The sequence below is a fragment of the Blastococcus sp. CT_GayMR19 genome (genome assembly GCF_004570385.1).
Lineage (GTDB): Bacteria > Actinomycetota > Actinomycetes > Mycobacteriales > Geodermatophilaceae > Blastococcus_B.
The window spans coordinates 227,302-242,011 of sequence record NZ_SPQL01000005.1; the positions used below are offsets into that span (position 1 = coordinate 227,302).

The window sequence follows — 14,710 nt, forward strand, 5'->3', positions numbered from 1 at the left end:
TCACCCTCCGGGTCGTTGGTGGATGCACACTAAAGCAACCAAATACATGCAAACGCAAGTATTGGTATGGATCTAGGCTTGCGGCGACGGAGGTGGCACATGCGGTGGCAGCAGCTGTTCGCCGATCTGCAGGCGCAGTTCGACGAGGAGGAGGCGGCGGCCGAGCGCAGTGAGTCGGCGTCCCGAGCGCGTGCGGAGATGGGCGCCGTCCGGCTGTCCCAGCGGCTGCTGGGCTCCCTGGGGGCAGCCGTCTCGGTCACCTGCCGGGGGGCGGGGCAGGTGGGCGGGGTGCTGGTCGACGTGGGCTCGGACTGGCTGCTGCTGGAGGACGACCGCGGCCGGCAGAACCTGGTGGCGACGGCGGCCGTCCGGGCGGTGGCCGGACTGGGCAGACGGGCGGCGCCGCCGGAGCGGCCCGGCGCGGTGCGTGGGCTGCTGGACCTGCGCCGGGCGCTGCGCGCCCTGGCGCGCGACCGCGCCGCCGTCCAGGTCGTCCTCGACGACGGTGCCGTGCTGACCGGGACCCTGGACCGGGTGGGCGCGGACTACGTGGAGCTCGCGGAGCACCCGGCCGACCAGCCGAGACGGGCGGAGGCGGTGCAGGGGGTGCGGGTGATCGTGCTCGCCGCGGTCGCCGTCGTCCGGACGGGGCTGCCCGGATTCGGCTGATCAGGCCCGGGCGGTCGGGCTTCCTGCGGTCGTGTCGGCCTCGGCCGGTGCCGCGGCGGGCTCGTCGGGGACGGCGCCGGCCCGGGCCTCGGCGTACTTCTGCTCGATGAACCGCTCGAGCTCGTCGGTCTCGACGCGCCACTGGCCGCGGCCGCCGATCTGGATCGCGATCAGCTCCCTGCGCCGCACCAGTGCGTACGCCTGGGACCAGGAGACATTCAGGATCTCGGCGACGTCGTCGAGGGTCAGGAAGCGGGGCGTGGGCATCGGTCCTCCGTCCGGTCGAGGCCAGTGTGTCAGCACCATCGGTGGAACGTGGCCACTGTCCACACCCGAACGTGTGGACGCCGAGTGCGCGCGAACGCATCCATGACGCATCATCTGCACCCGAACGCCGTCAAGTCGCGGTCCGGGCCTGCAATCGCCCGGACACCGACGTTCGCCTGCCCGCGAAGGAGAACCTGCCGTGACCGCCGTCCGCTCCGCGGGCACCCCGACGGTCCCGCCGGAGGTGCTGCCCGGTCCGACGCCGCGACGGGTCCGCCCGCCCCGGTGGCTGGATCTGCGACTCGTGCTCGGCGTGCTCCTCGTGCTCGGCTCGGTCCTGCTCGGGGCGCGGATCGTCAGCGCCGCTGACGCGACCGTGCCCGTGTGGGCGGCGGCCGCCGACCTGGCGCCCGGCACCGAGCTGACCGTCGACGACCTGGTCGCCGTCGACGTGCGGCTCGACGCCACTGCCCTCTATCTCTCCACCGGCACCCGACCGGAGGGCCGGGTGCTGGCCCGGGCCGTGCGGGCCGGCGAGCTGCTGCCGCGCTCGGTCCTGGAGGAGCCGGCCGAGCAGGTCCAGTTGGCGCTGCCCGTGCAGGCGGGCTACGTGCCGCCGGGGCTGGGCCGCGGGCAGCTGGTGGACGTGTACGCGGTGGCCGACCCGGTGATCGGGGCCACCCCGGTTGCCGACGGTGGCGTGACCCTCGTCGTCGGGCGCGCACCCGTGCAGGCGATCTCCGGCCGGTCCGACGGGGTGCTCTCGACGCCGACCTCCGCCGTGCAGGTGGTGGTCGCCGTGCCCGCAGGCCGGGCCGCCGACGTCCTGACCGCCATCGGGGGCCGGCCGCTGGTCGTCGTCGTGCACGACTCGGTGGACACGGGCTCGGGGAGCGAGGGGGTGGACGTTCCGGAGCGCGCCGCCGCCACGTCGGCGCCGGCGGGTCCGACCGGCTGATGGCGCTCAACGTCTTCACCGCCGTCACCGGCGCCGCCTGGGAGTCCGAGCTCGTCGGCGCCCTGGACCGGGCCGACCACGGGGTCACCGTCGTCCGCCGGTGCGTCGACGTCTCCGAGCTCCTCGCCGCCGCGGCCACGGGCACGGGGCAGGCAGCCCTGCTCTCTGCCGAGCTGCGCCGTCTCGACGGCGACGCGATCGCCCGGCTGGATGCCGCCGGGGTGGCCGTCGTCGGCCTCGTCGAGCCGGGTGACGAGCGGGCAGCCGAGCGGTTGCGGCAGCTGGGGGTGCGGCGCGTGCTCCCGGCCGACGCCGAACCGGAGGCGATCGCGCAGGCTCTCCGGGAGGCGGTGGCGGGCTCGTCGCCGTCCGGCCGGGACGTGGCCGACCCCCGCGCCGCCCTCCCGGCGCTCGGCGTTCCCGAGGCGCCCGAGGAGCGGCCCGCGGGGCCGGGCAGCGTCGTGGCGGTGTGGGGGCCGACGGGCGCCCCCGGGCGGACGACCGTCGCCGTCGGGCTCGCGGACGAGGCGGCCCGGCTGGGCATCTCCACGCTCCTGGTGGACGCCGACGTCTACGGGGGTGTCGTCGCGCAGGTGCTCGGCCTGCTCGACGAGTCGCCGGGCCTGGCGGGAGCGGCGCGCCTCGCCGGTGCGGGGACCCTGGACAGCGCCGCCGTCGTGCGGCTGGCGTGGGCGGTGCGGCCCCGGCTGCGGGTGCTGACCGGTCTGGCGCGGGCGGACCGCTGGCCGGAGCTGCGGCCGCGCGCCGTGGCGACGGTGCTCGAGGAGGCGCGGCGGCTGGCCCGCTGCACCGTCGTCGACTGCTCCTTCAGCCTGGAGGACGACGAGGAGCTGTCCTTCGACACCGCGGCGCCGCGGCGGAACGGTGCCACCCTGGCGGTGCTCGAGGCCGCGGACACCGTGCTGTGCGTGACCGGCGCGGACCCCGTGGCACTGCAGCGCAGCGTGCGGGCGCTCGACGAGTTGCGGGAGGTGCTGCCCGAGGTTGACCCCGTGGTGGTGGTCAACCAGGTGCGGCGAGGGCCGGTCCCGGGGGACGCGCGGCAGGAGATCGCGGCGGCGCTCGAGCGCTTCGCCGGCCGCGAGGTCCGCTTCTTCCTCCCGGCCGACCGCGGCGCCACCGATGCCGCGCTGGCCTCGGGGCGCACGCTGGCCGAGGTGGCGCCCGGCTCACCGCTGCGCGTGGCGCTCCGGTCGCTGGCCGCGGCGGTGGTGGGGGTTCCCGAGCCCGCGGGCAGGCGACGCGGCCTCGGGCGGATCCGCGGGGCCGGCTGACCGTCGGGAACGGCGGCCGGACGGCCGCCCGGTGCCCACGTAGCGTGGGCCACCACCCGGGAGGAGATCGATGGTCGAGCGGCTAAGCAGACTGGACGCCTCATTCCTGTACCTGGAGGAACCCGGCACCCCCATGCACGTGGGCGGGGTGCTGATCCTCGAGGCGCCCGCGGGCGGGCTGGAGCCGCTGGCCGCACTCGTGGAGGCGCGACTGTCGCTGGTGCCGCGCTACCGGCAGCGCGTGGCCGAGGTGCCGGGGCACTTGGCGAGCCCGGTGTGGGTCGACGACCCGGAGTTCGACATCGCCTACCACCTCCGCAGGTCCGGTCTGCCGCGTCCGGGTACGGAGGCGCAGCTGCTGGACCTCGTCTCCCGGCTGACCTCGCGGCCCCTGGACCGCAACCGGCCGCTGTGGGAGGCATACCTGGTGGAGGGCCTGCCGGGCGGCCGCGTGGCCGTGGTGACCAAGACCCACCCCGCTCTGGTCGACGGGCTGAGCGCGATCGACATCGGCCAGGTGCTGCTCGACATCTCACCCGACGCCCCGGCGCCGGCTCCGGTCGCGTGGACGCCGAGGCGGCCCCCGTCGGGCGTCGAGCTGGTGTGGGAGGCGATCGACGAGTACGTGCGCCGGCCGTCGTCCGCGGTCGAGACGGTCCGGGAGGCGGTGACCGACGTCCGCTCCACCGCCGCCCGCGTCACGGGGATCGCCGGTGGGCTGCTGCGGACGGCGCGCAAGGCGGTGCTCCCGGTGCAGCACAGCCCGCTCAACGCCCCGATCGGGCGTTCCCGGCGGGTGGCCGTGGCGCGGGTCCAGCTGGAGGACGTGAAGCGGATCCGGAAGGCGCATGGCGGGACGGTCAACGACGTCCTGCTGAACGTGCTCACGGGTGCGCTGCGCGAGTGGTTGCTCTCCCGGGGGGAGCCGGTGGTCGCCGGCACGTCGGTGCGCGCGCTGGTGCCGATCTCCATGCAGGACGAGGACACCGTCCAGGGGAACCGGGTCTCCTCCTACCTGGTGGACCTGCCGGTCGGTGAGTCCAATCCCCGGGTGCGCCTGACCCGGCTGAGCTATGCCATGCGCGGCACGGCGCAGCACGGCCGGTCCATGGGCGCGGACAGCCTGATCGCACTCACCGGGTTCGCACCGCCGACCCTGCACGCCCTCGGCGCCCGTGCGGCGCGCGGGCTGTCGCGTCGGCTGTTCAACCTGGTCGTGACCAACGTGCCCGGCCCTCAGGTGCCCCTCTACGCCGCGGGCAGCCAGATGCTCGAGGTGTTCCCGGTCGTGCCGCTGGCCAGCGGACAGGGCCTGTCGATCGGGATGACCAGCTACAACGGCCGGGTGTTCTTCGGGCTCAACGCCGACCTGGACAGCGTCGGTGACGTGGACATCCTCCCCGACCTGATCGAGCAGGAGGTCAGCGAGCTGGTGGAGTCGCTGGACTGAGCCCGCGGGATACCGTCGCCCTTCCACGAAGAGAGGGAGTTCCCGCGTGCGCGTGTACCTGCCGGCGACGACGACCGTGCTCCGGACGCTCGTGGACGAGGGCCGCCTGACCGGCCCACTGACGGGGTTCGCCGTCACGCCTGCGCTGCGGGAGTTCTACGCGCTCAGCGAGGCCGAGGCCGACACGGAGGAGCTGGAGTACGCCGCGCTCCTGGCGGCCGCCCGGGCGAGCCTGCGGCTGCTGGACGTCGATCCCTTCGCTGCCCGCCGGCGGGTGGTGCTGGCCGCCGACGTGGCCGACGACTCGGTCGCGCCGATCGACGATCCGGACACGGACCGCGGCGCGGTGCGGGTGGCGGGCGACGTCGAGCTCCGGAAGGTGGCGAGCGCGCACCTCGACGGCGCGGACGCCGAGGCCGACGTGCAGGCTGCGGTCGCCGTGGTGCTGGAGGCGGACCTCGGCAGCGACGACGCGCAGTTCGTCGTCGACCAGGCCGAAGGCCACGAGCTGGCCTGGTACGCGAACCAGGAGATCGGTCCCGCACTCGAGCTGCTCTGACCCTCACCGCGAACCCACCGCCACGGGAACCGGTGCCCGGCGACGCGCCACCTGGACGCGCTCCATGCCCACGCCGGTGACCAGCCAGCCGGAGCCTGGCCGCACGGGCAGGGGCGTCCGGGGCAGCCGGATGGCCAGGAGCTCGGCGTCGCCGGGGCCCGGGCAGAGCAGCAGTCCGCTACGGCCGCGGCGCAGGCTCGCGATCGGTCCCTGGTAGTGGCCGGACAAGTGGCCCGGCGCGGCGGCCGCCAGCAGCGCGATCCCGCCGCGCGAACCCAGCGCCGGGAGCCGGCCGAGCGCGGGGAACTCGGCCGGTGTCCCCACGTCGTCGGCGACCACGACGCCCGGGCGGCCGTCCAGCTCCGCGACCCAGGCGGCCATCCCGGTCCCGTCGCCCGGGTCCAGCCAGACGAGGTCGGCCTCCACGGGTGTTCCCGCGGGCGCCGCTCCCAGGCGCAGCACCGCCACCCCCACGGCCTGGAGGTGCGCGCTGAACGCGTCGAGCGCGGTGGAGCGGCCGCTGCCCGGTGGGCCCGTGACGAGGAGCCCGCCGGTCCGCAGGAGGTCCACCTCCAGCACGTCGCCCGTGTCGCCTCCCGGGCCGATCGGCAGCGGGAGCGACCCGGCGGTGCCCGGCGCCGGCAGGACCCCGGACCGGAGGTCGTGCGGAACGTCGAGCAGCGGGTCGGACGGGAGGTCGGCGATGCGCAGGGGGAGGGGGAACCACTGGTCGGCGGCCCGGGGTTCCGGCGGACGCGGGAGGGCGAGCTGGCACTCCAGCGCCTCCTCTCCGAGCAGCGCCCGGCCCGGAGGCCGGTGGCCCGGTACGGCCCGGGCGGGCACGCCGGCGACTGCGTAGTCGGCGCGGTCGGGCAGCGGCAGGACGAGGCGCCGGCCGGCGACGGCGGCGAGCCGTCCGCCCGGCACCGCCCGGTCGGCCGTGAGGATGCAGGTCAGGCCCACGGCGGCGCCGTCGCGCGCGAGCCGGAGGAGGTGCGCCGAACCGCGGCCGGGGTCCGCGTCGTCCAGGACCGTGCAGATCGACTCCGCCCCGTCGACGAGGAGCAGGATCAGCGGCCAGCCGGCGCCGGGTGTCGCTGCGGCGCGGCGGGCAGCCACCTCCTGGGCGAGGCGGTCGACCAGTCGGACGGCCCGGAGGACGTCCTCGCCGCCGACGGTGGTGCCGGTGTGCGGCAGGGCGGCCGCCTCGGTCCCGAGCGCGCCCGCGCCGGCTTCGAGCACGTGCACGTGGAGGTCCGCCGGTCCCAGCCGGCGCACGCTCTCACTCAGCACGCTGCGCAGCAGGGTGGTCCGGCCGCTGCGGGGGCCGCCCACCGCCAGCCACGTGCCGCCGTCGGCGAGGTCGAGCTCGAGTGGCTCCTGGGTCTGGCCGTCCGGTCGGTCGACCAGGCCGATCCGCAGGCGGGTGCTCCTCCGCGCACCGCGAGGACTCGCGTCGTCCACGTCCGAGGCGCCGGGGTTCCGGTCGGCCGGTCCGTCCAGGCTCTCGGCCGGGATGCGCTCGGCCAACGGGGGCCGCCACGGCCGGTGCGGCGTCGGCACGCCGTCGGTCCCGGTCCGTCGGGCCACCGCCCGGCACAGGAGCGCCAGGTCCGTCTCCTGCCCCGAGGCGGCCGGATCGGGCGGCGCCTCGGCACGGTACGGCCAGGCCCACCGCCGGATCTCCGGGCCCGGGCCCGGGTCGGGGACGCGGGAGGCGGAGGACGCCACCCGGGCGACCTGCAGCGCGACGGGGGCACCGCTGCCGACCCGGAGGTAGGCGCGACCGGGCAGATCGACGGGCAGGTGTGCGGCGTCCGTCGTGCCCAGCACGTCGCGCGAGTCGGTCTCGTCCGTGGTCCGCAGGCAGATGCGCAGGGTGCAGTTGGCGCGGATCTCGGGTGAGACCACTCCGCCCGGCCGCTGCGTCGCCAGCACGAGGTGCACCCCCAGCGAGCGCCCCCGCTGGGCAATGGACACCAGCCCCGGGACGAACGACGGCAGTTCGTCGGCCAGGGTGGCGAACTCGTCGACCACGATGACCAGCCGAGCGAGGTCGACCTCGTCCGGGAGGGCCGCGATGTCCGAGACCTGGTGGGTCGCGAGGATCGCCTCCCGGCGGGTCAGCTCGGCGCCGAGGGACCGCAGGGCGCGGGCGGTCGTCTGGCCGTCGAGGTCCGTCACCAGCCCGACGGTGTGGGGCAGCGCGGCTGCCTCGGCGAAGGCCGCGCCACCCTTGTAGTCGACGAGCAGGAACGAGCACCGGTCGGGGGGATGGTTCAGCGCGAGCCCGGCGATCAGGGTCTGCAGCAGCTCCGACTTCCCCGAGCCGGTGGTCCCGGCGACGAGGGCGTGCGGGCCCTGCCGGCAGAGATCGATCTCGACGGGGCCCTCCGCCGTGCGCCCCAGTGTGGCCACGAGACGATCTCGCGATCGCGACCAGGAACCCGTCGCCGCGCCGTCCTCGCACAGGCGCAGACCTGCGACGGGCAGGTCCAGCAGCCGGACGCGACGAGGCAGGCTCTTGTCCGAGGTCACGGGGCTGAGCGCGGCAAGGTCGCGGGCGAACTGTGCGGCCACGGAACGAGGCAGACGATCGACCACGATCGAGCTCTGGTCGGCGACGGCCTGCCGGCTGAGGACGCCCACGTCCCCGGTCTCACCGGACAGCCGCAGCGCCGCATCGACGGTCACCGGCAGGTCGGCCACCGAGTCCGCCACCGCCAGCGTCAGGATCCCGGCGTCGACGGCTCCGCGGAGCGCCGCGGCGAGCCGGGCGTCCAGCGGACGGTCCACCACCACGACGAGCCACCCGAGCGGAGTTGCGTGCCGGCCCGACGGACCGGCGGCCGCGCGGCGCCGGGCGGTGATGCCGGTCAGCCACGCATGCAGCGCCTCGTCCTCCTGCTGGGCCTCCGTGCCGCTCGCGCCGGTGTGGCGGACGTGGACGGCGCCCGTGTCGAGGTGCGGCAGCCACCGGGCCCACTCCCAGTCCCGGAGGCGGTCGGTGTCGGTCAGCAGGAGGAGGTCGACCTCGCCCGGCGGATGCAGCGCGGTGAGCTGCGCGAGGACGCCGTGCAGCACTCCGACCGTCCGTTCGCGCGGCCCGATGACGGCCAGCCCACCGGCGGCGCGGAGGTCCACCACTGCCGGGACGTGCGGCGCGCTCTCGGGACGACGTGCGCCGTCGGGCTCGATCCGGGTGACGCCGATCGTCCCGGGACCGGTCCCGACCCGGATGGTCAGCGCGTCGGCGTCCCCGCGGCTCCGGCTCCAGAGCAGGGAGGAACGCCGCCGTGCGGCGCCGGCCAGCGTGGCCAGGTCGGGGTGAGCGACGTCCGCGGCGCGTACGCATGAGCGGACCGCGTCGGCCAGGCGGTTCTGCGCGTCGAGCAGCTCGAGGGCGTGGGCGGCCGCGTCCTTCCGTCCGCTCTGCCGGCCCGACCATCGGTCGGACAGCCACGTGCCCAGCGCGACGACGGGACTCAGCAGGGCGAAGAACAGGAACGTCGGCGTGTGCAGGAGCCAGGCCATGAGCACGCCCGCGACCGCCGGAAGGGCGACCGCCACCCAGGCCAGCCGCCGGCGGGGCGGTGGCTCCGGGGGGCGCGGGAACGTCACCTCCACCTCGGGCCTCGGGGTGGACATGCGCCGGGCCGGGCGCAGCCGCACCCGCCCCCCGGCCGCCGGCGTGAGTGCGGCGCCCGCCCCGCCCGGGCCGGCGACGCTGACGGCACTGGCGCCGAACCGCAGGACGGCGCCGGCGGGCCAGCTCACCGGTCGCTCGTCCAGGTCCCGATCGTCCAGACGGCTGCCGTTCGTCGACGACAGGTCGGCGACCGTGATCTCGCCTCCACCGACATGGACCTCGACATGACGGCGGGAGACGTCCGGGTCGTCGAGCCGGATGGTGGCCTCGCCTCCCCGGCCGAGCACGTGCCGGCCCTGACCCAGCGCGAGGGTCCGGCCGGCGTCGGGCCCGCCCACGACGTGCAACGAGAGTGCACTGGCACCGCGGCCCGCCACGACGCGCGGCACGGGCCGTCCCAGCCCCAGCACCGCCCCGTGTGCGAGCTCGGCCGCCGTGAGCGGAACGTCGTCATCGAGCCGGGTCGACCCGGCCCAGAGCCCGGGGATCTCGCTGCCGAGCTCCCGCCCGAGGCAGGGCAGCACGGTGCCGAGGGTCGCGTCCTCCGCGGCCGTCACCTCCAGGTCGACCGCGCCGCCGACCACGACGACGGTCCAGCGTCGGGTGGAGCGCGCTGCCGTCGGCTCGGACGTCGAGAGTCGGATCACCGGGCGATCCTGACCGCTGCCCCGGCAGCGCGGGACCCGAGGACGCCGACCTGTGGACAACCACCGGCCTGTGGACAGCGCGGACGGCGCAGCGGCCCGCCGCCCTACCGTTCGCCCCGACCGGGAGGGACCCGGATCGGAGGAGGACCCGTGAAGGTCGACATCGCCACCCTGCAGTCCATGGCCGGCCAGTGCCGGTCGGAGGCGGCCGACACCGCCGGAAGGCACGCCACCCTGTCGAGCAGCATCAACACGTCGGTGCTCGACGGGTGGACCGACAGCCAGGCCGCCGTCCAGTTCAGCGAGCTCTACGAGCAGTGGCGGATGTCTGCCCAGGGGGTCAGCGACGCCCTGACCGGCATGGGTTCGCTGCTCACGAGCGTGGCCGGGTCCTACCAGCAGCACGAGGCCGACATGGCGGCCCGCATCGGCGCGCTGATCTGAGGCCGGCCCGCGGCGGACCGGGCCTCCTCGCCCGGTCCGCCGCCGCGACGGCCGCCCGAGCGGCCCGGGGGCTGGCGGAGGGCCGCCGTATGATCAGCGCCCGTCCAGGCGGGTCACCGGCGCTTCGTGATGGGCAGCTGGCCTTCCGTACCGGTCGGCCCGCCGTCCCGCGTACCGCCGTACCCCCACGCGTGCGAGGTCGGGAGCGGGTCAGATGCAGTTCGGTCGGTACTACGAGGAGTTCGAGGTCGGGGCCGTCTACAGGCACTGGCCCGGGAAGACCGTCACCGAGTACGACGACCACCTGTTCTGCCTGCTCACGATGAACCACCACCCGCTGCACATGGACGCGAACTACGCGGAGCGGACCACCGACTTCGGCAAGAACGTGGTGGTGGGCAACTACATCTACTCGCTGCTGCTCGGCATGAGCGTTCCCGACGTCTCCGGCAAGGCGATCGCCAACCTGGAGGTCGAGTCGCTGCGGCACGTCGCCCCGACCTTCCACGGTGACACCATCTACGGCGAGACCACGGTCCTCGACCGGACCGAGTCGAAGTCCAAGGACGACCGGGGCATCGTGCACGTCGAGACGATCGGCTACAAGCAGGACGGCACGGTCGTCTGCGTCTTCCGCCGCAAGGTCATGGTGCCGAAGCGCTCCTACGGCGAGAGCCGTGGCGGTGAACAGCCGGGGCGTCCGGAGCCCACACCCCGCTGAGCCGGCGACAGCCGTGACCGGGACCGGTCAGCCGGGCAGGAGGCCCCACCCCCGGAGGGTCTCCACGAGCAGAGGCGTGCAGTCCAGGGCCGCCAGGACGGCGGCGTCGGCGAACTGCACGTCGGCGGCGTCGTCCCCCGCGACCGGCACCTCGCCGGGGGTGACCAGCGTGCACGCCAGGTCCACGACGTCGTACACGACGCCGTCCCCCTGGATCCGCACGCGTCCGACCGGCGCTCCGGCCAGCACCGACAGCCCCGTCTCCTCGCGCACCTCGCGTTCGACGGCCTGCTCCGGGGACTCGCCGGCCTCGACCCGTCCACCCGGCAGCGACCACCGCCCACGATGCGGTTCCCGGCCGCGCCGGATCAGCAGCAGTCGGCCCGCGGCGTCGTGCACGATCGCGCCCACACAGGGGACGACGGGCAGCGAGACGCCGTCCGGGGTGCCCGCCGCGTCCATGCGCGGCAGGCTACGCAGTACCCACCCGCAGACACGCCGCACGAGCCCGTCGCGGTCGACGCGGTGGGGTTCGCTTGACGATTCCGCCCCGCCACAGGACGGTGATGCCCGATGAGCGTGTCGCCGGTCTGCCCACGCTGCGGCGAGGAGTTGGTCGTCCGGCCGGGGTCCTCCGCCCAGGCCTGGTGCCACCTCCACGGCGCCGTCACCCCCCTCCACCACACGGTGCTCGTCGCGCACGACGCGATCGCCGCGGTGACCGCCGACGCGCGGGTGCCCGCCTGGGTGCCCGACCCGATGCCGGCCGGCTGGTCGGTGACCGGGCTGGCCTGGGGAGGCGAGCCCGGGGCCCGGGCCATCGTCGTCGACTGCGCCGGGCCCGCCCCGCTCGGCGGTTCGGCGGAGCTGGTGCTCGTCGCGGAGGAACCCGGCACCGGAGTCGGGTGCGGGTACGCCGGGCTCCCCGGCCTCGATCCCGGTGACGTGATCGACGGGCCCTCGTCGGTCGACGTCAAGGCCGCCGGTCAGCACGCGCCGCTGTGGGCGGTGCCCACCTCCGACGACCGGGCCGCCTTCGTCGGTGAGGCCTACGGCGTCTGGCTGTGGCTGGTCACGTGGCCGATGAATGCCGCATGGCTGCTGGCCGAGCAGCTGGTACTGATCGACCTGCGCGACCGCATCTACCCCGACCTTCCGCTGGGGCCGCCGAGCGAGCACCTCCTGCCGGGCAAGTAACCGGAACCCGGTGGGCCCTTTTCACGACCGGCGCGCCGCCGATGGGACGACTGGGACCTGTGTTACCCATGGGACGAATCAGTCCGCCGCACTCTGGCAGACCCTGTCCCGCAGGTTCCGGAGCAGAATCGGAACCTCCCGAACGAACACCCACGGAGGTGGCGGTGAACCTCAAGAAGGTCGTCACCTGGCTGGTCGTCGCTTTCGTCGTCTTCTACGTGATCCAGGCGCCCGAGGCATCGGCCCAGATCGTCCGCAACGCCGGCACCGCGCTCGGTGACGCGGCGTCCTCTCTCGCGGCCTTCGTCGGCTCGCTCGTCTAGCCCGCCGTGGCCGAGCGTGCGGGCTTGCGGCCGAGCGGCGCTGCCGCGTGACCGGCCCGGCACCGGGACGGCTGCCGTCCCGGGCCAGCAAGGACGCCGCCAAGTACCTGCTCGACGACGAGGAGCCGGTTCTCACCAGGAGGCGTCACTGGGCCGTCCTGATCGAGCCGACGATGAAGTTCATCCCGGCCTTCGTCGCCGGCGGCTGGCTGTTCCTGCTCGACCCCGGCAACGAGGTGACCAGCACCGCGGGTCTGCTCGTTCTCGTGGGGGCGCTGGGGTACTACGCCCTGCGCGTCGCCGAGTGGTGGATGCGGCACTTCATCGTCACCAAGCGGCGGGTGCTGCTCACCTCGGGCGTCATCGTGCGCACGGTGACGCTGCTGCCGCTGCGCCGGATCACCGACCTGACCTGGCAGGAGACGCTGCTCGGCCAGGTGCTGGGGTACGGCACCTTCCGCTTCGAGTCCGCCGGCCAGGACCAGGCGCTGCGCCACCTCACCTACATGCCGGACGCCCAGGGGTTGTACCGGGAGGTCAGCCGGCTGCTGTTCAGCAGCGACTACGGCGGTGCCGCGGCCGGGGACGACGAAGGCAATCCGGAACCGGAATCGCCCCCCGCGCCGCCGCCTCCCGCCCCGCCGCCTCCCGCGCCGCCGCCTCCCGCCCCGCCGCCCGCCGGCCCGCGGGACAGCGAGCCCATCCCGGGACCCCCGCCGCCGAACGCATGAGCCCGCCGGGTGGGCCACGACGCCGTGCGGCAGGCTGGGCGTGATGCTGATCGATCTGCACACCCACTCCTCGGTCTCCGACGGCACCGAGACCCCGGCCGAGCTCATGGCGACGGCGCGGGCGGCGGGGCTGGACGTGGTGGCCCTCACCGACCACGACACGACCGCCGGCTGGGCGGCGGCCGACGCGGCGAGGCCGCCGGGGCTCACCGTCGTCCCCGGCATGGAGCTGTCCTGCCGCTGGTTCCCGTCGGACGCGCCCCCGATCAGCGTCCACCTGCTCGCCTACCTCTTCGACCCGCTCGACCCGGGCTTCGTGGCCGAGCGCGCCCGCCTCCGCGACGAACGGCTGGGCCGGGCCGAGCGGATCGTCGCCGCACTGGCCGCCGACGGTCACCCGGTCGTCTGGGAGGAGATCGTCGCCGGGTGCGCCGGCGGGGTGGTCGGCCGCCCCCACGTCGCCCGGGCGTTGGTGGACGCCGGAGTCGTCGCCTCGGTCGACGACGCCTTCGCCACCCTCCTGCACCACCGCAGCCCGTACTACGTCACGAAGGCGGACACCGACGCACGGGAGGGCATCGCGCTGATCCGCGCGGCCGGCGGGGTCCCGGTGTTCGCCCACGGCCTGGCGACGAACCGGGGCCGGACCGTGGGGGACGAGGCCATCGCGGCCATGGCCGAGGCGGGGCTGCTCGGCCTGGAGGTCGACCACCCCGACCACACTCCCGACCAGAGCGCGCAGCTGCGCGGCCTGGCCGCCGACCTCGGCCTCATCAGCACCGGCTCCAGCGACTACCACGGCACCAACAAGCAGACCGCGATCGCCGTCTGCACCACGGAGCCCGCCGAGTTCGAGGCGCTGCTGGCGGCCGGCACGGGCAGCGCGCCCTACCGCGACTGACCCGGAACCGTCGTACCCCGCGGCTACCGTGACCGGCATGACCGTCGGCGGGCAGCGCACCCAGCTCGAGATGCCCGGCATGCCCCGGCGGCTCTTCTCGGCGACGCCGAGCAAGCTCGCCTCCTTCGCCGACTGCCCCCGCCGCTACCGGTACGCCTACGTCGACCGCCCGACGCCGCCGAAGGGCCCGGCGTGGGCGCACAACACCGTCGGGGCCGCGGTGCACGCCGCGCTCCGCTCGTGGTGGGACCTCCCGGTGCAGAAGCGGACGACGGCGGCGGCCCGCCAGCTGCTCTACGCGGCGTGGTCGCAGAACGGCTTCCGGGATCCCGAGCAGGCCGACCGCTGGCGGGCCCGCGCGGCCGGGTGGCTGACCGAGTACGTCCCGACACTGGACCCGACCGACGAGCCCGTGGGCAACGAGCGAACGGTCGGTGCCACGACGGAACGGCTGGCGATCTCCGGCCGGGTCGACCGGATCGACCAGCGGGGCGACGAGCTCGTGGTCGTCGACTACAAGACCGGCCGCGCCGTGTGCACCGACGACGAGGCGCGCGGGTCGCCGGCGCTCGCCGCCTACGTCCTCGGCGTCCGTCGCACGCTGCGCCGGCCCTGCACCCGCGTCGAGCTGCACCACCTGCCCAGCGGCACCGTGGCGGCCTTCGAGCACACCGAGCGGTCGCTGGCCAACCACGTCCGCCGCGCGGAGGACATCGCCGTCGACATCACCGCGGCCACCGAGAGGATGGCGGCGGGAGAGGAGCCGGACGCCGCCTTCCCGGCGGTCCCGGGCGTGCAGTGCAGCTGGTGCGACTTCCGGCCGAGCTGCCCGACCGGTCAGGCCGCGGTGCCCGCCCGCGAGACGTGGAGCTTCCTCGCCGAGGACGACGCCTGAACCC

15 protein-coding genes are annotated in these 14,710 nt (G+C 75.2%); 12 read left to right on the forward strand and 3 right to left on the reverse strand.

Annotated elements, in window-relative coordinates; genetic code table 11:
• Window positions 1-99 precede the first annotated feature (99 nt).
• On the forward strand, window positions 100-669 hold the full coding sequence (locus E4P39_RS09730; RefSeq protein ID WP_135136302.1) for a hypothetical protein: 570 nt from the start codon (window positions 100-102) through the stop codon (window positions 667-669).
• Here the strand turns inward: E4P39_RS09730 and E4P39_RS09735 are convergent, their stop codons facing one another.
• Complete coding sequence (locus E4P39_RS09735; protein ID WP_135136304.1) at window positions 670-936, reverse strand: helix-turn-helix domain-containing protein; 267 nt, start codon at window positions 934-936, stop codon at window positions 670-672.
• A gap of 199 nt (window positions 937-1,135) precedes the next feature.
• Here E4P39_RS09735 and E4P39_RS23185 point away from each other — a divergent pair, with 199 nt between their 5' ends.
• From E4P39_RS23185 to E4P39_RS09755, 4 genes are all read left to right on the forward strand, one after another.
• The gene (locus E4P39_RS23185) at window positions 1,136-1,894 is read left to right on the forward strand and encodes an SAF domain-containing protein (protein WP_135136306.1); all 759 of its coding nucleotides are present in this window, start codon (window positions 1,136-1,138) and stop codon (window positions 1,892-1,894) included.
• Window positions 1,894-3,189 carry a chromosome partitioning protein gene (locus E4P39_RS09745; protein ID WP_135136309.1) on the forward strand — a complete coding sequence of 432 codons (1,296 nt, stop codon included), beginning with the start codon at window positions 1,894-1,896 and terminating at the stop codon, window positions 3,187-3,189. The genes E4P39_RS23185 and E4P39_RS09745 overlap by 1 nt, the downstream gene beginning before the upstream one ends.
• A 70-nt stretch (window positions 3,190-3,259) precedes the next feature.
• Window positions 3,260-4,639, forward strand: coding sequence for a wax ester/triacylglycerol synthase family O-acyltransferase (locus tag E4P39_RS09750; RefSeq protein WP_135136321.1), 1,380 nt, complete (start codon window positions 3,260-3,262; stop codon window positions 4,637-4,639).
• A gap of 46 nt (window positions 4,640-4,685) precedes the next feature.
• Entirely contained in the window at window positions 4,686-5,198 is a 513-nt protein-coding gene (locus E4P39_RS09755) for a hypothetical protein (RefSeq protein ID WP_135136322.1), read from the forward strand.
• A gap of 3 nt (window positions 5,199-5,201) precedes the next feature.
• Here E4P39_RS09755 and E4P39_RS09760 read toward each other — a convergent pair whose 3' ends face one another.
• Complete coding sequence (locus E4P39_RS09760; RefSeq protein WP_167761724.1) at window positions 5,202-9,494, reverse strand: FtsK/SpoIIIE domain-containing protein; 4,293 nt, start codon at window positions 9,492-9,494, stop codon at window positions 5,202-5,204.
• A 150-nt stretch (window positions 9,495-9,644) separates the two neighbouring features.
• Between E4P39_RS09760 and E4P39_RS09765 the strand changes: the two genes are divergently transcribed.
• Together E4P39_RS09765 and E4P39_RS09770 are read left to right on the forward strand one after the other, a co-directional pair.
• Window positions 9,645-9,938, forward strand: a complete 294-nt coding sequence (locus E4P39_RS09765) for a WXG100 family type VII secretion target (RefSeq protein ID WP_135136324.1) — start codon at window positions 9,645-9,647, stop codon at window positions 9,936-9,938.
• A gap of 214 nt (window positions 9,939-10,152) precedes the next feature.
• Window positions 10,153-10,659: a MaoC family dehydratase gene (locus E4P39_RS09770; protein WP_135136325.1), complete on the forward strand. Its 507-nt coding sequence runs from the start codon at window positions 10,153-10,155 to the stop codon at window positions 10,657-10,659.
• A gap of 27 nt (window positions 10,660-10,686) precedes the next feature.
• Here the strand turns inward: E4P39_RS09770 and E4P39_RS09775 are convergent, their stop codons facing one another.
• Window positions 10,687-11,121, reverse strand: a complete 435-nt coding sequence (locus tag E4P39_RS09775; RefSeq protein WP_135136326.1) for an NUDIX domain-containing protein — start codon at window positions 11,119-11,121, stop codon at window positions 10,687-10,689.
• 111 nt (window positions 11,122-11,232) lie between these two features.
• On the opposite strand from E4P39_RS09775, the gene E4P39_RS09780 reads away from it, so the two are divergent.
• The 5 genes from E4P39_RS09780 to E4P39_RS09795 all read left to right on the forward strand — a co-directional run bounded on the left by E4P39_RS09780 (window position 11,233) and on the right by E4P39_RS09795 (window position 14,706).
• The gene (locus tag E4P39_RS09780) at window positions 11,233-11,856 is read left to right on the forward strand and encodes a DUF6758 family protein (RefSeq protein ID WP_135136327.1); all 624 of its coding nucleotides are present in this window, start codon (window positions 11,233-11,235) and stop codon (window positions 11,854-11,856) included.
• A gap of 164 nt (window positions 11,857-12,020) precedes the next feature.
• Window positions 12,021-12,179: a hypothetical protein gene (locus E4P39_RS22295; protein WP_167761726.1), complete on the forward strand. Its 159-nt coding sequence runs from the start codon at window positions 12,021-12,023 to the stop codon at window positions 12,177-12,179.
• A 47-nt stretch (window positions 12,180-12,226) separates the two neighbouring features.
• The gene (locus E4P39_RS09785; RefSeq protein WP_167761728.1) at window positions 12,227-12,910 is read left to right on the forward strand and encodes a PH domain-containing protein; all 684 of its coding nucleotides are present in this window, start codon (window positions 12,227-12,229) and stop codon (window positions 12,908-12,910) included.
• 43 nt (window positions 12,911-12,953) lie between these two features.
• Window positions 12,954-13,811: a PHP domain-containing protein gene (locus tag E4P39_RS09790; RefSeq protein WP_135136328.1), complete on the forward strand. Its 858-nt coding sequence runs from the start codon at window positions 12,954-12,956 to the stop codon at window positions 13,809-13,811.
• Window positions 13,812-13,848: 37 nt separating this feature from the next.
• On the forward strand, window positions 13,849-14,706 hold the full coding sequence (locus E4P39_RS09795) for a PD-(D/E)XK nuclease family protein (RefSeq protein WP_245159734.1): 858 nt from the start codon (window positions 13,849-13,851) through the stop codon (window positions 14,704-14,706).
• The last annotated feature ends 4 nt before the right edge of the window (window positions 14,707-14,710 follow it).